Raw genomic sequence first — 16,391 nt, forward strand, 5'->3', positions numbered from 1 at the left:
TTTGGAAACAAACCGCAGATGAACGCCCCGAGTCGCGAGCCTCCCGAGTCGCGCCTCGGGAGGGCGTGTACACGTATTGCTTCGCAATACGTGGGCGCGGAGTCGAGAACCCGCAGGGTTTCGGAGCGGCGCATCCACGTATGCCCGCAGGCATACGTGTCTATGCATTGCGGCGGGCATGACGCCGATGAACGCAGATTTGTTGCCAGGTCTTATGAATAAAATTGGATAAGTTATTCTTTTGTGAACTCTAAAGATACTTGAGTGACTTTGATCGCAAAGCTGTCATCACGAAAGCTATAAAAATGTTAGAGACCATGAATAACTATGGGGTGTTAAAAAATATGGCTTACGAACCAAAGAATTTTGATAGCTTGCTTGGAACGAAAGGGTTCAGCGATCAGTTGCTGAAGAACCATTTCACATTGTACCAGGGTTATGTAACGAACACAAATAAAGTGGCTGATGCATTGAATGCGATGGCAAAAGAAGGAAAGGCCGGGACACCCGAGTATGCTGAACTGAAACGCAGATTCGGCTGGGAATGGAACGGCATGAGATTGCATGAGTATTATTTCGGGAATATGATCAAGGGCGGCAAAGTGATCGATAAAAATACAAATTTCTATAAAAAGATCGCTGAAGATTTCGGATCATATGAAAACTGGGAAAAGGATTTCAGGGCCGTGGGCTCCATGCGCGGCATCGGATGGGTAATACTGTATTACGACGGTATGGGAGACAAACTCTTCAATACCTGGATAAATGAACACGATGTTGGCCACCTGTGCGCGGCAAGTCCCATGATAGTCATGGACGTTTTTGAACATGCCTTCATGATCGACTATCAATTGAAGAGAGCGGACTATATAGAGGCTTTTTTCAAGGCGATAGACTGGTCCCTCGACCCGGGATTTGACAAGATGATGTTCGGATGAGCGCAATCACGCTCACCTTTCCCAATAATTTTTTATTTCATCATTTATATTAACTGCATATCCGCAGCACACAAGCACCGTTGAATATTGACAAAATAGGGGATTTATGCATCTCATACAGGCATCGTACGGGGTATACCGTGACTCTACCTTTCTGCGCTCGTTATCATGCTCCCAAAAAGCGATAGAATCCAGAACTCCTCACAGAATACTGAAAATCAGACGCGCATTATCCAGCGTAAGGTTTAAATATGGATAATTATTACTATTATCTGTCATGGTGGTAATTTATCAAGGAGGTATCTTGAGCAATATTACCGAAATTTGGCAATTTAAAAAGAAAATGGAGGAACTATGTCAACTATCACACATGTTGTAATTGATGGCTTTCTGTATGATGTGCAGAAGCCTACACCGGACACGCTGAAAGAATTCATATTAGAATTCCCAAAAGGTAAAATAGATGAAGTTTTAAAGAACAAGCGATACGCATCAATTAAAAAAGTTAAACCAATCTGAATATAAACGTGATGTTAAAACCCACATTATACATATCAACTTTGATTAATTAGGATTTTTCCTCATACTTATTTTAGATATATAGGTTATTAATTTTTTCCATTTATTGTTAAAATCAAACCGTTTTAGCGATTACGTGTAAAAGATTAATATTAGATTATATAACAAACTGCCTTGCAGAAAAATATTAAAATAATTCATTTCAAGTGCGGAATATGGGATACACTTTTGTGCCCCCTTTTTGACAATTTCCAACAAAAATGGGCGAGAAAAACCTCATGCATCCGTGCGGGGATGCCCTACGAATCATTGCGCGACTGAAGGCGATAGGCGTTCTCGTGCTCCCGAAAGGAAATGGAATCAAGAACTTCCAATATCAGGAAATTAGTGCACCTCCGAAATTCAAGTGCCGATTCTACTTCTCTTGCCTTGAACAAGAAAAAAATAGATTTAGCACCCAAACACTATATAATCAGTAAATTAACAATGGCTAACTATGGAGCTAAAGGATAATCAAAAACAAGGAATCGGACTATTTTTTGTCAGTGTTGGGAGTTTGCTGGGACTGCTCAGCAGTCGTTTACCTAAAGAGTATGGAATTCTAGTATTGATATCCGGAACACTGCTTTACATTGTGGGTGTAATTTTACTTTTTAAGAGTCGAAAATAGGTATGCACAATCTGGCGCACCATATGATAAATCGTGAAATCTTCCAAAAATGCAAAACTATCGAGCATGGGCGCTGATGCTACCGAATTCATTCAGGAGTCAGTGACTGCATCCACACTCGTTCAAACGCCCTCGAGCATGCACACCGATGCATGCCGAAGCCTTAAGGGGAAGAGGGTGGGAAAGAGGAAAGTTAACTTCAAGAATCAATTTATGATGTTTGAAAGGAGTCTTCGAATAAAAAGAAGACTTTCTGAAAAACCTGTATGCATAGCTCTAATTGAGCGAAAGCTTTAATTCAGATAACATAGAACATTAATGTGTGAGTGGAAGCAGCAAAATCACTCAATCAATAAGATAAGGGGAGAAAACTATGCTAAAATTACTATTTTTGTATCTCAGTACATTAGGTAATGCAAAAGCGATGGTAGATCAAGAAATGTTGAAGCAAAAGCCATGAAGGGAGATACAAAATATGGATAAGCCGAATTTAACTAATGTTTTAGAAGAATCAACTATAGATGAATTTAAGAAAAATTTGAGAGGCAACCTTTTTCGGCCTGGAGATGAAGGTTATGAATCGTCTCGAAAAATTTTCAATGCCATGATTGATAAACATCCAGGATTAATAGTTAAATCTGCCGGAGTAGCAGATGTAATCACTACGGTCAATTTTGCTCGTAAAAATAATTTGTTATTGGCAGTGAAAGGTGGAGGTCATAGCGTAGCAGGACACGCTATATGCGACGGCTGTCTAATGATAGATCTTTCAAATATGAAAGGAATTAGAGTAGATCAAATAGAAAGGACCGTACGTGCAGAATCTGGAGTTGTATTAGGAGAATTGGACCACGAGACACAGATTCACGGGCTTGCTACATCGCTTGGGACGATTTCTGTTACCGGTATTTCTGGATTAACACTAGGCGGAGGAATTGGCTGGTTAATGGGAAGATATGGTCTGGCGTGCGATAATCTTGTGTCTGTTGATATTGTTACAGCAGATGGTAGATTTATTACTGCAAGTTCTAAAAAAAATCAGGATTTATTCTGGGGAATAAGAGGCGGAGGAGGTAATTTTGGTATCGTTACATCTTTCGAATATAAAGTCTATCCTATTAGTCAGGTTCTAGCAGGTCTTATATTGTGGCCTCTGGATAAGGCTAAAGAAGTGTTGCACTTTTTCAGGGACTTTACGAGAGATGAGCCTGATGAATTAGGCACAATACTTGCGATTGCAACATTGCCAGGTGGAGTACCTGTGGTTGGGGTAGCAGTTTGTTATTCTGGAGAAATAGAAAAGGGAAAAAAAGTGCTGGCACCATTGAGAGAATTTGGCGCTCCAGTGGTTGATACTATAGGACCGATGCAATATGAACGTGCTCAAAAAATGTTAAATGATACGGCTCCCTCTGGAAAACTAAATTATTGGAAATCAGCGTTTTTGAAAGAATTATCGGACAATGTCATCGAAACAATAATATCTTATACGAAGAATGTACCATCGCCCATTTCAATGGTTCATATATGGTCACATCACGGTGCAGTGAATAGGATAAAAACAGGAGAAATTGCATTTAGCAATCGTAATTATCAATATAATTTCCACATAGTGAGCATATGGGAAGATAAAGCAATATCAGAAAAGAATCTTGAATGGACAAGAAATTTCTGGAAGGCAATGGAGCCTTTTATGGCCAGTCAGATTTATTTGAATTTCATAAGTTCCGAAGAAGAAGGGCGAATTATAGCTGCATACGGGAAGAATTACGAGAGGCTAGTTGCTTTAAAAAATAAATATGATCCTACAAACCTATTTCGTATGAATCAGAACATTAAACCTTCACAGATGTAGTGAGGAAAGCCGTTTGCCTAATTAAAAATGAATTTCGCGGGGGAATTGACATGTATTAAGATATGAAAAATAAAATTAAAATAACTGGATTATGGTATGTGCCTTAAACTATATTTCTTAACTATATAAATTTGATATACTTGAGTTTTCTGCGATGGGTGTGTGATGCATCTGTGCTCGTTGCTCACAGAAGCCGATAGGTAACCCGAATTCTTCTTAAAATGTGAAAATTCGGCGCCCAAAAATAGAACTCACACTAATTCTCATAATTGAAGGTAATATGATGTCGCCAGAGCAAGCTTTCCGAAAAATTTCTATCATGTGGAAAGTGTTAAATACATTTAGTAAATTATGCATTACATAATGTAAAATATTATTGACATTTTGAGGAATTAGAATGAGCGAAAAAGAGAAAAGTTATACGATAATGAGGATTTTAACAGCTGTCTTAGTAGCGGCAGGCATGGGGTTCGCAATCGCCACACGCAATCTGATTGGCGGAGTAATGATACTCGCTATAGGATTATCTTTGTTTCTGTTTATGAAAACTAGATACAAAGATGTTGTTATCGCAGATGAAAGAACCAGAAAGATTTCTGAAAAGGCCATTGCAGGTGCTTTCTGGATCTATTTAGTAAGCATAGTTCTGGCTAACATTGCAGTTATTTTTCTTGGGCCTTTGGATCTGGAAATTATTGAACAGGTTAAACCGGCTGTTACCTATATTACCTATACATTCTTTTTCCTGATTTTCCTGTACGAAGCTCTCAGGTTCTATTACAAGAACGAAATGTAGGGGCACTAATGAAAAACAAGCTCAAAGTATTCCGGGCCATGCATGATATGACTCAAGAAGACCTTGCTCAAAAAGTTAAAGTCACGAGGCAAACCATAAATGCAATTGAAAAAGAAAAATATAATCCCTCACTTGAGTTGGCTTTTAAATTTGCTAAACTTTTCAAAGTTAAAATTGAGGATATTTTCGCATTTAATGATGAAGATTTATAACCTTTTAGCGATAAAGGACAATTCAAATGGTAATAATAACTTTTATTTTTTATTTCCTTGTTTTTGCAGTGTTCCACAGTGCTCTCGCTACGGATTTTGTCAAAGAGGAAGCCGAAAGGTTGCTTGGAAATAAGTTCCGTTTTTACAGGATAATATACGTGATCATCAGTCTCATCACATTCGCTCCGGCTTTCTTTATCTGGATCATCGGCTCGACCCCTCTTGCCTACTTCATCCCCGGCTGGTTGTATCCTTTTTTTCTTCTTGTTCGCATGCTCGCACTCGGTTTGTTTGCCTATGCTGCATTCCAGACCGACGTCCTTGAATTTATCGGGCTGAGGCGAAGCGCGAAAAATGAATTGATAACAACGGGCGCTTACGGGATAGTCCGGCATCCGCTCTACGCAGGCGGCATTATCCTGGTATTCACAAAGACGGAAATGAGCCAGCTTGACCTGACCGCCGTGCTGCTTGTATCGATCTATCTCATTATTGGAGCCTTCATTGAGGAGAAAAGATTACTGGAAATTTTCGGCGAAGAATATAGGAAATATCAAAATAATGTCTCGATGTTCATTCCCATAAAATGGATTATGAAGTTGAAAATACATAGATGAAATGGATCAGGTGGCTATGGCAAATTCAAGTTTCAAAGGCTACGCTCAGGTTGTGGCCGCTTCCGTTTTATTCGGATCCATCGGCATCTTCATCAAACTCATCACCGATATGCCGATTCCCTCTATGATATTCTACAGGCTTTTCTTTGGATTTGCCGCTATAATTCTTTATCTTTACATCTGCGGCAATTTCAAGGAACTCAGGTTTAAAGAGAAAAAGAAATACCTTCTGCTGCTCGGTCTTTTCGAGGCAGGTGCAATTCTCACTTACTATTATTCGGTCAGGTATACAGATGTGTCAATGGCGGTGCTGCTGCTGTATACCGCGCCCATGTACGTTATTCTTATGTCCCCCTTCATACTGAAAGAGAATATAACGCGCAAAAGCATTTTCGCACTGGCATTATCAATAACAGGGATTATCATAGTGATTCAACCCGGATCTTTAATCATTGAGGGAATGAGTTCTTTTGGGATTTTTTCTGGTATTATATCAGGTCTGTTATATGCTTTGATGATACTCACATCCAGGTATCTCAGGAACTATTACTCGGGTACAGCCCAGGCAACATGGTCTATCATCGTGTCATTAGTTGTCTTTTCACCTTTTTCAATGGCAGTATCCCCGGCAGTGATACAAGGAAACCTGTATCTTCTCATACTGTTCGGCCTCATACCCACTGCATTGGGCGGGATAATTTACCTGAATGGCCTCCGATTGGTGAGAGCCCAGGACGCAAGCATCATCTCACTCCTTGAACCGGTCAGCGCTATGGTCTTTGCATACATAATATTGAGTGAGCCTGTTTCATTGGCCACGATGATTGGCGGTGGTTTCATACTTGCAGGGGCTGTAATTATCAGCAGGGAAAAGCAAATAGAGGCCGCACCCAAGTAGGCATGGTTTTTACGAATGAAGTGTTGGCTTCTGCTGCACAGTTGGAGCCTTCTCAAGCACGGTCTTAAGCTTTACTTTTCCTGGGCCCCTGAAAAATTCCATGGAAACCCTGTCGCCCACTTTGTGCTTGTTAAGGACTTTGATCAGGTCCCTGACGTTATTTATCTCAATATCGTCCATGCGGACCAGGATATCCGCAACTTCTATTCCTGACCTGTCAGCTTCGCTTCCGGCCACCACGTTTGTCACCACCACCCCTTTTTCCGTCGGAAGGTTATAGTACGCCACGAGCTTGGGATTGACATCAACGGCATTCATGCTGATCCATGGTCTTACGATTTCGCCATGTTCTCTTAGCTGGTCGGCCACCCACATTGCGGATTGTATCGGGATTGCGAAGCCGATACCCTGTGCGAAAGGTATGATGGCACTGTTGATCCCAACGACGACACCTTTGCTGTCGACAAGCGGACCACCGCTGTTCCCGGGATTAATAGCAGCGTCTGTCTGTATCAATCCTTCCATGAAGGTAACTTCTGTCTGGATAGAGCGGTTCAGCGCGCTGATCACACCTGCTGTCACAGTTGGGCCGCCCACCAAACCCAGAGGGCTGCCTATGGCTATCGCCATCTGGCCTATCTTGAGACCATTGCCTTTTGCCGTCTCCGGGACAGGGAGATTTGCGGCTTCGATTTTAATCACGGCCAGGTCCATTATGGTATCCAGCCCCCTGACCTCACCCGGAAAAATCCTGCCGTCTTCCAATGTCACTTTTATCTCCTGCGAACCGAGCACAACGTGGGCGTTTGTCAGTATGAAGCCGTCTTTCCCTATTATGAATCCCGAGCCCACCCCCGGAACAGGATGCACGTGAAGATATGCATCTTTTATGAGTTTAACTTCACTGATATTTACCACGCTGGGAATTATCTTTTCAACTGCCGCAACTACCGTCTCGTCGAAACTTGCCATATTTGTCACCCCGATAACTTCAGGTTATAACTTTATGGCTGAAGCATTATATCTCTTTGCTAAGAAATTGCAGCAAACTTTTTTAAAGAATTGATGCACATTATGTTCGATGGCTGCAGATATTTTTATAGGCAAGGTGACACTGGCTAACTTCTTAATATTCATCTTTATATTTATCATAACAGTTGTAATGGGTAATTTATTTTATACACTGATACGGAGATTCCTGGACAGCAAGATTTCTATAGGTTATTCAAAATTGGTGGCCAGAATAACGGAATATGCTATATTTATACTCGGTCTCTACTACGGCCTGCGTTACGTTCTGGAGCTGGACCTGAACGCTTTCGTTGCTTCGCTTGGTATTATTGGTATTGCGATTGCCTTCGCATCACAACAGGTAATCCAGAATTTCATTGCCGGCATACTGATCTCAGTTGGAAGACCGGTCCATATAGATGACTGGGTGGAAGTTGGAGAAACGGGAATATGTAATATTAAGGATATCACGCTGACACGCACGATTTTGAGGAATAAGAATGGCAGATTGATATATATGCCAAACTCTTTTCTGATTTCTTCAAGTATTATAAACTATACAAAATCAGGTCTTGTGGAAATCTCGGTGGCTTTGACAATCCCTGTTGACTCTGATATTGGAAAGGTCAAGGGAATCATTAAAACGGTGGCTCACGAGCATGCAAATATTCTTCCTCATGTTCGGGGGGAAGAAAAAGATATTATAACCAAATTATTGGAACTTCCCAACATCAAGATGCTGTTCAAGGATAAAATGGATATGAGCCTTTTCGAGCCAAAGGTTCTGGTGTCAGAGATTTCAGATGCCGGAGTAATGCTCAGCATACGACTCTGGATCAGGGAAATCAATAAAAAAGATGAAATAATTTCTGAATTCTTAGAGAGTTTACTACTGAAATTCAAAGAAGAGAAAATTGAATTTAAATGACGATAACGTCGCCCACCTACTGGTTTTTTTTCCATTTGGTACTATCGTACTCACAGTCTTGAAGCATTATATTTCTTCCATCTGGCGCTAAATTAATATCCTTAGCACTTCTCTTCTTCTTTAATTTTTTGCCGCAAAATGAGCGTGGATAAATGCAGATGAAAACCTCAGGTCATACGCACACCCTTGGGAGAAAGTAAAACCATTTAAATCAGGAACAATAATGTAAGGGGCAAATGGTAAAAGTTGAAAAATTCATCCCGTCGAGCATAGAAAAAATAAAAAAGGATATAAGAGGCAGGGCCATCATAGCATTGTCCGGAGGAGTGGACAGCTCAGTATGCGCTGTGCTCGCGCACAGAGCGATTGGCGATCTCCTCACGCCCATCTATATCGATACTGGGTTAATGCGAAAAGGGGAGACAGAGAGGATAAAGAAGATATTTTCCGATATGAGCCTCCAGGTGATCGACGCGAAAGAAAATTTCCTGCGGGCCCTGAAAGGCCTTGCGGATCCCGAAAAGAAAAGGAAGGCCGTGGGCGAAGCATTCATAAGGGAATTCGAGAGAGAAGCACATAAACTCGGCGCGAGATACCTGATACAGGGAACCATATATCCGGACAGGATAGAATCCGAGGGCGGGATAAAGAGTCACCATAACGTGGGTGGACTCCCTTCGGTCATCGATTTTGAGGGGATTATAGAACCAATCGCCGACCTCTACAAGGATGAGGTCCGGGAGGTTGCAAGGGCGCTTGGATTGCCCCGGGAGATCTCCGACAGGATGCCATTTCCGGGACCCGGCCTTTCGGTCAGGATAATAGGCGAGGTGACGGAGGAAAAACTGGATGTGGTCAGGGCTGCCAACGCGATCGTGGAAGAAGAACTCGTGGAGCAGTTCGGCCCCTGGCAAACCTTTGCGGCGCTGCTTGAGAAAGGAACCGGGGTTAAAGGCGACAATAGAGTACACGGCTGGATAATAGCGGTACGCGCCGTAGAGTCAAGGGACGGCATGACGGCTGAGGCGATGGAATTGCCATGGGAAATACTTCGGAAGATAGAATCCCGCATCACCAGCGAGATACCGAGCGTTTCTCGCGTGCTGTACGACCTCACCCCGAAACCGCCTGCCACTATCGAGTTCGAATGATCAGGTTGAGAATGCAGATGCCTCTCACTAAAGTTGTGCGGGAAATCCGCTCACGGCAAAAAGTCAAATTCAATCCCCCGGACAGGCCAACAGCGGTATGGACCGGAAAGGATCTGCTTGATGGAAAACCTGTTTCTACGCTCACAATTATTTTCCAGACTTTGGGGTGCAGGTGGAATAACTGCACTATGTGCGGCTATGTTTATGACAGTGCAAGAAACCCCCCATCTCACGATGATCTGATGAAGCAGTTCGATAATGCGATGTCGCGCTGCAAGGATGAAGAGTTCGTTGTGAAGATATTCACTTCAGGCAGCTTCCTGGACGAGGGAGAGATCCCGCGGGCAACAAGGCACGAAATGCTTTTGCGCCTCGGGAAAGATGAGAGATTGAAAAAGGTAATAGCCGAGACAAGGCCTGAATATGTAACCCGGGAGATATTATCCGAAACCCTATCGATTCTTGGCAAGAGCTTTGAGATAGCCGTGGGACTTGAGACAAGTAACGACATGATAAGGAAAGATTGCATCAATAAAGGCTTCACGTTCTCGGATTTTGTAAAGGCAAGCAATATTGCAGGGGAAGTGAATGTCTCAGTCAAGGCATACCTTCTCCTCAAGCCTATTTTCCTTACAGAGCGTATCGCGATCGATGACATAGTACGATCAATTAATGACGTAGCGCCACATGCAGGAACGATATCGATCAATCTCTGCAATGTCCAGAAAGGGACGCTCGTGGAGGAAATGTTCGAGCGCGGGGATTACCGGCCGCCGTGGCTGTGGAGTGCTGTGGAAGTCTTGAAAAGGGGAAAAGTCTCTGCACCTGAGATGATTATAATTTCCGATCCCGTCGGGGCGGGTTCGGCTCGCGGCCCCCATAACTGCGGAAAATGCGATAAAGACGTGGCTGAAGCAATCCGTGTTTTTTCGCTCAATCAGGATGTCGGCGTTTTTAATAATCTTGATTGCGAGTGTAAGGAATTGTGGAAAAAGGTAATTGACCTTGAGGATTTCACTTTCGGCGCGCCGCTTGTGAAATAACTGGAATAACTCAAAATGCGGCTAGAATAACTCCCTCGGGTCAGCAATTTTCCCGTGTAACGCACTTGCTGCCGCGGTCTCTGGTGAGGAGAGGTAAATCAATCCTCCCGCCCCCATCCTTCCCTTGAAATTCCGGTTGGAGGTGGAGAGACAGGTCTCGCCCTCGCATATCACTCCCATATGCGCACCAAGGCAAGGACCGCATCCAGGTGGCGCGATAGTGGCACCTGCTTTCAGGAGCGTGGCAATAATGCCTGATTCTGTGGCTTTGATGAGCACTGAGCGCGAGGCAGGAAGGACAATTGTCCTTACTTTGACCTTGTTCCCTTCCAGGATTCGTGCCACAGCCTCAAGGTCTTCATATCTTCCATTGGTGCATGAGCCTATGAAAACCTGGTCAAGCGGGGTTCCAACAACCTCGCTGACCCCCACCACATTATCCACCTCATGAGGTTTCGCTATCTGTGGTTCAAGTTCTGCGACATCGAATTCGTATTCCCCGGAGTATTCGGCATCCCTGTCGGCATAGACTGATACATATCTTTCCACCGCCCTGTCTTTCAGGTATTCGAATGTTGTTTTATCAGGGGGCACGATTCCGGCTTTTGCTCCCATTTCGATGGCCATATTGCACAGCGTCATCCGCTCAGCCATCGATAAACCGCTTATCTTCTCGCCGTAATACTCTATAGCCTTATAGTTCGCCCCCTCGACACCCACGGTTTTGATTATGTTAAGGGTCATGTCCTTTGCAGTCACACCTTTTGCCAGATTCCCTTTCACTGTTATCCTGATAGACTGCGGCACGCGGAGCCAGAGTTTTCCGGTTGCGAAGACCTCTGCCATGTCTGTGGCGCCCACGCCCGTGGCGAAAGCCCCGAAGGCACCGTACGTGCATGAATGCGAATCTGCTCCGATGATTAGTTTCCCTGGCAGGGCGAACCCGTGCTCAGGCAGCACCTGGTGGCATATGCCTTCGCCGATATCGAAGAAATTGGTTATGCCCTGCTCTTTTATCCACTGCCTGATACCCTGCTGCAGTTTCGCGGCAGTTTCATTATTTGCCGGAGCTATGTGGTCAAAAGGTATGATTATGCGTTTTGGGTCCCATACTCTTTTTGCGCCCATCTCCCGGAACGCTTTAACGGCAAGTACGCTCGTACCGTCGTGCGCCATGGCAAAATCAATATTTGCTATCACGAAATCGTCTGCTCTCGCGGATTTCCCTGAGGCCCTGCTGAGTATTTTTTCGCTTATTGTTGGCATCTTTTTTATCCGGTTTTAGGAAGATGGTTGTTCGCTATGTTTTTAATTTTTATAGCTCTTCTGGTTTCCTATTGAATAGAACCGCAGATAAACGCAGATGAACGCAGATTTGCTATATCTGCATTATCACCGTTCATCTGCGGTTTAAATATCAATGTCATCTATACAAATCTCGGCCTTCCAGACAATCGCATCGCAAGCGGGCTTCTCTTAAATGGGTAGCCTGAAATCTCGTTCGATACCCTCTCATTGAGTTCCGCGGCGGTCATCTTTATGTTTACAGGTTTATTGGGTGAAGATTCGCTCCTCACTGTAACTGTAAGGTTGTCGTTATTGATCTCTTCGTCCCCCACGACCGCAACATACGGTATCCAATCCTTCCCGGCATCGCGTATCCTCTTGCTCACAGTCTCTTCCCGGTCATCAATGTCAGCACGGCAGTTCAATTCGCCCGCCACTTTTCCCGCATAATCCAGGTGCTTTTCTGCAACCGGGATTATGCGTACCTGGGTGGGCGAGAGCCAGACAGGAAACATGGGGACAATACCCTTTTCTGAATCCATGTTAGCCTTTTCAAGCAGGGCGTATATGCATCTCTCAATGGCCCCGCTGGGCGAGCAATGAAGTATGACCGGCCTTTTTTCAGCTCCGGTTGAATCCACATATTTTATTCCGTACCTTTCCGCATTTTCAACATCGATCTGGACCGTGGAAAGGGCGCTTGCCTTGTCCATAGCATCGATGTAGTTGAACTCGAATTTGAGCACGAAATAGAAGAATCTCTGGTCCCAGAGCTCTATCAGCACAGGCTTGTTCACGGTCTTCACAAGATTCACTATGAAATCCCTGTTCGCCTCAAAGAAATCCCGCGTGAAGCGGATGGCTACTTCATAATCATTCAAATCAAGCCCTATCTTCGAAAGTACATTGATGCACATGTTGTACTGCTCGTTGAACTGGGCGACCGCTTCCTCCATATCCCTGCAGAGTGTGTGCATATCGGGCATTGTAAATGCTCGCAGGCGCCGCAGGCCCACCAGTTCCCCGCTTTGCTCTTTCCTGAAGCTGTAGCGGGTAAGTTCCACCATACGCAGCGGCAGGTTCCGGTATGATATGGTCATGTCATGGTTCATAAGGAACTGCCCGAAGCATGCCGCGAATCTGAGGAAAAGCATCTTCTTATCAGCCTCAATGGAGTACTGCCGCGCCGGGAAGCGGTCAAGGTATTTCTTGAGAGTGGGATGGTTCATATCATACATTATGGGCGTTTCCACTTCCATGGCTCCTCTCTTTGCGGTCTCTTCCAGCACGTAATTCTCAAGAAGGCTCTTCACCAGCCTGCCTTTGGGATAGAAACGCATATTACCCTGGTCTGAACCTGGCTCGTAATCAGCAAGCTCAAGCCGCCTCATGAGCTCCACATGCGGCGGTACCCTGTCAACCGCCCTGCTCTTGTGGATCTCATAATTCACGAATTTTTTGAGTTTCTCATGCCCTGTAAAATCAAAGTCATCGGGTTTTAAGAGGTCACCTTCAGGAGTTAAAATATGCCAGTAGGAGGTCGCCTTTGCTTCGGATTTCAAGGCCTCCGAAACCACTTCCTCTTTTTCTTTTACCATGGTGACGCATTTTTCCTCGCCTATCCTTATTGTCCTTGAGAGTTCAGATAACGGATGACCTTTGCATTTTATCGTAAACGATTTGTACCAGCCAAATGGCGCACGTTTTACCTCAAATTGCGCTTCCTTTAGCAGCTCTTCAAGCTTCCTAAGGGCTTCAACCGCAGTTTTGGGGGAGGCCAGGCTTGAGCTGAGATGGGCATAAGGATAGAGCATAACGCGGTTTGTCTTTACTTGCTCGGTAACCTTTTTTATCTCGTCGGCAGTCTGCCGGGCAACATATTCGATATTCTCTTCATCGTTTTTCTCAACCGCCAGGAAAACAGTAAGGGCTTCTTCCATGCGCCCTTTTTTGAGTTCGTCCCCGATTTTCTCGGCAACCGGGGTGCTTCTCTTTGTTTCGTATTCTATGTAATCAGAATGAATAAGTAGTATCTGCATTGTATCACTTTCTCGCATCTACACTTTAATCAAGCTTAAAGTTTTGTCGGTTTCGAACTTTATGAGGAAAACTGGCGCGGAATCTCAACCTGTACTTTTTTTCAGGCCCGTATTCCGTCCTGATACGCCGTTGATTTACAAATGAATTTTGACAGCACTCATCGGCAAACATAGATTTATCAGACCCCTGTTACAGAAAAGTTCATATTCTGAAAATCAAATTATCCATGACCTTAAAGTGTCAGGAGGCGAACAACCTAATGTCCAATAAGGAGAAAAAGAAACCCAAGGGAAAGCCTGCGCCTAAGAAATGAAGGTTTAAGTTGATTTTTTCTTTTTTAATTAACGCTGGTCAAGACCGCACAGAAGAAATCAACTTTTTAAGGCTTATAATTGGATCATTTCAGCGATTTTATTCTTATAGAAACCATTGAAGAAGCTTTTCATTTCCATCTGTGAAATATTGCTTTCAATTATCCAGATAACAAAAAGAGCTTCTAGGTCACGAAATCCATGAATTATCAGCAAAAATTCTCTTCCACTTAACCCTTCAGTTAATTAGGAATCAGGATTTCAATTTCTCATCTTGTAAAGAATTTAGACTTTCTGCGATATCCTTTGAAATAAAATATATATTAGAGTATCCATGGTTGCCTCTTATAATTATTCCATTCTTAACTAAAACCTCAAGATGGTGCCTGATTGTTTTATAGTCCTTATTCAAAGCTACGGCTAGTTGATGCGCATTATAAGATTTCTCGGAAAGATGGGTCAAGATCAATGCACGGGTCTTTCCTCCACGTGTACCTTCGATCAGATAGTATAGGAGCTTCTTTTGCTTATTGGATCTCCTTAATTCTTGTTTAAGTGATTCTTTTATGTGCTCTTCTGCTTTTTTGCGCTCTGTTATGTCCCGGCCAAAACTCACTGTTCCCACAACTTTTCCTTTTGAATATATTGGAGCAGTGTTTACTAAAAGAATTAAGTTACCATCTTCTTTTTTAACTGACACCTCATACTGCTCTGGCTCTCCGCTCAATGTTCTTTGGAATACATCAATTACCTTAGGCAGATCTTCCTTTTCGATGAGCGGAGCAAAGGACTTGCCCCGCCAATCCTCCAATCTAAGTCCTGTTATCTCTCCAGAACTTTTATTGAAGAATAGGAACCGACCTTCTGTGTCCAGGGTCCAGATCATGTCGTTGGAGTATTCAATTATCGTGCGGTAACGCTCCTCGCTTTCTCGCAATGCCTCTTCAATTTTCATGCGCTCTGTAATATCACGGATTATATCTCTTGAACCTATGATCTTATCTTCTTCTTTAATGGCCGATGAGCTCACTTCGACATCGATAAGGCCCCCATCTTTTGTGCGGGCCTTCCCGACAAACTTTTCATACGATCCTTTTTTTCTTAATTTATTGAACTCAATTTCAGACCTTGAAATTTGTGCAGGGGGAATAATATCAAGAACACTCATATTCAGCAGTTCTTCTCTTGAGTAGCCTAACATCTCCACTGTCTTTTTATTCACATCTTTATATTTCAGACCTGCGTCAATTACACATATTGCATCATTTGCATTTTCAAAAAGGTCCCTGTATTTTTCCTCTGATCTCTTAAGTTTCTCCTCAGCCCGCTTGTGCTCCAGCGCATTAACCAGAATTTCCCCCATCATTTTAAGCAATCTGATATCTTCATCCGGCCAGATTTTTTCTCTTCTCACTGAATCGAATCCGAGAAATCCTACAAGAGAATTTTCATAGACCATAGGGACATTTATGAGTGATTTAATCCCTTGCATCTGAAAAGTTTCCTTTTCGGCACACGCTTCAGATGGCAGTTCGATTACATTTGGAACATGGATGATCTCAAATTTCGTCAATTTGTTCATAAACCAGGGAAAGCCATCTGGAATCAGCCGTTTAAGGTTTCTTATTTGCGGTTCTATGCCTTCTGCGAACCATTCGTGAGTATTATCCATCTGATTCCCGTTATTGTAAAGTTGAAATACATAACTGCGGTCAACATCTGCGAATTCTCCTATTTTTTGCAGGGAATGGTTTATTATACAGTCTATTTCATCATGTGAAATATTGATAAAACTGGTTGATATGCCTGCGATGAGCTCTTCCATATCTATACGGTGTTGCAAAGTCTCTTCAATCCGCTTCCACTCCGTCTCAGATTCCTCTATTTCTGCAATTCTTCGGCCCGGTTTTGCCGATTCGATTGTGGTTCGGTTTTTAGTCTTGCCCTCTTTTTTCACTCAATCAACCTCATGAAACAGGCAGCAATTCTAATCCCTATAATAATTATACTGACTTGATGTTTTCCCTCTGATTATGCAAAGTATAATGAAGCCCAAAAAAAGGTAGGGCATTTCAAGAATGGAGCTTTAAAAAGGTTCAAGGGTCATACACAAAC

Annotated in this window: 16 protein-coding genes; 12 read left to right on the forward strand and 4 right to left on the reverse strand. The window is 43.3% G+C overall.

All coding sequences use genetic code 11. The features are described from left to right. Positions 1-18 precede the first annotated feature (18 nt). From O8C65_06875 to O8C65_06915, 9 genes are all read left to right on the forward strand, one after another. A complete protein-coding gene (locus O8C65_06875; GenBank protein MCZ7356640.1) occupies positions 19-222 on the forward strand; it encodes a hypothetical protein in 204 nt (67 codons plus the stop codon). An 83-nt stretch (positions 223-305) separates the two neighbouring features. Next, positions 306-938, forward strand: coding sequence for a Fe-Mn family superoxide dismutase (locus O8C65_06880; protein ID MCZ7356641.1), 633 nt, complete (start codon positions 306-308; stop codon positions 936-938). Positions 939-1,292: 354 nt separating this feature from the next. Continuing rightward, the gene (locus O8C65_06885; protein ID MCZ7356642.1) at positions 1,293-1,457 is read left to right on the forward strand and encodes a hypothetical protein; all 165 of its coding nucleotides are present in this window, start codon (positions 1,293-1,295) and stop codon (positions 1,455-1,457) included. 703 nt (positions 1,458-2,160) lie between these two features. Beyond that, a complete protein-coding gene (locus O8C65_06890) occupies positions 2,161-2,424 on the forward strand; it encodes a hypothetical protein (protein ID MCZ7356643.1) in 264 nt (87 codons plus the stop codon). 178 nt (positions 2,425-2,602) lie between these two features. After that, positions 2,603-3,982, forward strand: coding sequence for an FAD-dependent oxidoreductase (locus O8C65_06895; GenBank protein MCZ7356644.1), 1,380 nt, complete (start codon positions 2,603-2,605; stop codon positions 3,980-3,982). Between the two features lie 397 nt (positions 3,983-4,379). Further along, positions 4,380-4,778, forward strand: coding sequence for a DUF2178 domain-containing protein (locus O8C65_06900; protein MCZ7356645.1), 399 nt, complete (start codon positions 4,380-4,382; stop codon positions 4,776-4,778). 8 nt (positions 4,779-4,786) lie between these two features. Next, positions 4,787-4,990 (forward strand): helix-turn-helix transcriptional regulator, encoded by a 204-nt coding sequence (locus O8C65_06905; GenBank protein ID MCZ7356646.1) that lies wholly within the window; start codon positions 4,787-4,789, stop codon positions 4,988-4,990. Between the two features lie 26 nt (positions 4,991-5,016). Next, the gene (locus tag O8C65_06910) at positions 5,017-5,607 is read left to right on the forward strand and encodes an isoprenylcysteine carboxylmethyltransferase family protein (GenBank protein ID MCZ7356647.1); all 591 of its coding nucleotides are present in this window, start codon (positions 5,017-5,019) and stop codon (positions 5,605-5,607) included. 16 nt (positions 5,608-5,623) lie between these two features. Further along, entirely contained in the window at positions 5,624-6,505 is an 882-nt protein-coding gene (locus O8C65_06915; GenBank protein MCZ7356648.1) for a DMT family transporter, read from the forward strand. Between the two features lie 9 nt (positions 6,506-6,514). Here O8C65_06915 and O8C65_06920 read toward each other — a convergent pair whose 3' ends face one another. Continuing rightward, positions 6,515-7,477, reverse strand: a complete 963-nt coding sequence (locus O8C65_06920; protein ID MCZ7356649.1) for a trypsin-like peptidase domain-containing protein — start codon at positions 7,475-7,477, stop codon at positions 6,515-6,517. Between the two features lie 109 nt (positions 7,478-7,586). On the opposite strand from O8C65_06920, the gene O8C65_06925 reads away from it, so the two are divergent. From O8C65_06925 to O8C65_06935, 3 genes are all read left to right on the forward strand, one after another. Beyond that, on the forward strand, positions 7,587-8,444 hold the full coding sequence (locus O8C65_06925; protein ID MCZ7356650.1) for a mechanosensitive ion channel: 858 nt from the start codon (positions 7,587-7,589) through the stop codon (positions 8,442-8,444). Positions 8,445-8,680: 236 nt separating this feature from the next. Further along, positions 8,681-9,595, forward strand: a complete 915-nt coding sequence (gene guaA, locus O8C65_06930; GenBank protein ID MCZ7356651.1) for a glutamine-hydrolyzing GMP synthase — start codon at positions 8,681-8,683, stop codon at positions 9,593-9,595. 17 nt (positions 9,596-9,612) lie between these two features. After that, a complete protein-coding gene (locus tag O8C65_06935; GenBank protein MCZ7356652.1) occupies positions 9,613-10,638 on the forward strand; it encodes an archaeosine biosynthesis radical SAM protein RaSEA in 1,026 nt (341 codons plus the stop codon). A gap of 21 nt (positions 10,639-10,659) precedes the next feature. Here O8C65_06935 and O8C65_06940 read toward each other — a convergent pair whose 3' ends face one another. The 3 genes from O8C65_06940 to O8C65_06950 form a co-directional block, all read right to left on the reverse strand. Further along, complete coding sequence (locus O8C65_06940) at positions 10,660-11,904, reverse strand: 3-isopropylmalate dehydratase large subunit (GenBank protein ID MCZ7356653.1); 1,245 nt, start codon at positions 11,902-11,904, stop codon at positions 10,660-10,662. Between the two features lie 161 nt (positions 11,905-12,065). Next, positions 12,066-13,964, reverse strand: coding sequence for a threonine--tRNA ligase (locus tag O8C65_06945; protein ID MCZ7356654.1), 1,899 nt, complete (start codon positions 13,962-13,964; stop codon positions 12,066-12,068). A 565-nt stretch (positions 13,965-14,529) separates the two neighbouring features. Then, on the reverse strand, positions 14,530-16,233 hold the full coding sequence (locus tag O8C65_06950) for a PAS domain S-box protein (GenBank protein MCZ7356655.1): 1,704 nt from the start codon (positions 16,231-16,233) through the stop codon (positions 14,530-14,532). Positions 16,234-16,391: the final 158 nt, after the last annotated feature.

The organism is Candidatus Methanoperedens sp. (assembly GCA_027460535.1).
Lineage (GTDB): Archaea > Halobacteriota > Methanosarcinia > Methanosarcinales > Methanoperedenaceae > Methanoperedens.

Excerpts from the sequence above, each read along its gene's own strand:
- O8C65_06875 (MCZ7356640.1), top strand. The coding sequence starts at position 19 with ATGAACGCCCCGAGTCGCGAGCCTCCCGAGTCGCGCCTCGGGAGGGCG.
- O8C65_06880 (MCZ7356641.1), top strand. The coding sequence starts at position 306 with ATGTTAGAGACCATGAATAACTATGGGGTGTTAAAAAATATGGCTTAC.
- O8C65_06885 (MCZ7356642.1), top strand. The coding sequence starts at position 1,293 with ATGTCAACTATCACACATGTTGTAATTGATGGCTTTCTGTATGATGTG.
- O8C65_06895 (MCZ7356644.1), top strand. The coding sequence starts at position 2,603 with ATGGATAAGCCGAATTTAACTAATGTTTTAGAAGAATCAACTATAGAT.
- O8C65_06900 (MCZ7356645.1), top strand. The coding sequence starts at position 4,380 with ATGAGCGAAAAAGAGAAAAGTTATACGATAATGAGGATTTTAACAGCT.
- O8C65_06905 (MCZ7356646.1), top strand. The coding sequence starts at position 4,787 with ATGAAAAACAAGCTCAAAGTATTCCGGGCCATGCATGATATGACTCAA.
- O8C65_06910 (MCZ7356647.1), top strand. The coding sequence starts at position 5,017 with ATGGTAATAATAACTTTTATTTTTTATTTCCTTGTTTTTGCAGTGTTC.
- O8C65_06915 (MCZ7356648.1), top strand. The coding sequence starts at position 5,624 with ATGGCAAATTCAAGTTTCAAAGGCTACGCTCAGGTTGTGGCCGCTTCC.
- O8C65_06920 (MCZ7356649.1), bottom strand. The coding sequence starts at position 7,477 with ATGGCAAGTTTCGACGAGACGGTAGTTGCGGCAGTTGAAAAGATAATT.
- O8C65_06925 (MCZ7356650.1), top strand. The coding sequence starts at position 7,587 with ATGGCTGCAGATATTTTTATAGGCAAGGTGACACTGGCTAACTTCTTA.
- guaA (MCZ7356651.1), top strand. The coding sequence starts at position 8,681 with ATGGTAAAAGTTGAAAAATTCATCCCGTCGAGCATAGAAAAAATAAAA.
- O8C65_06935 (MCZ7356652.1), top strand. The coding sequence starts at position 9,613 with ATGCCTCTCACTAAAGTTGTGCGGGAAATCCGCTCACGGCAAAAAGTC.
- O8C65_06940 (MCZ7356653.1), bottom strand. The coding sequence starts at position 11,904 with ATGCCAACAATAAGCGAAAAAATACTCAGCAGGGCCTCAGGGAAATCC.
- O8C65_06945 (MCZ7356654.1), bottom strand. The coding sequence starts at position 13,964 with ATGCAGATACTACTTATTCATTCTGATTACATAGAATACGAAACAAAG.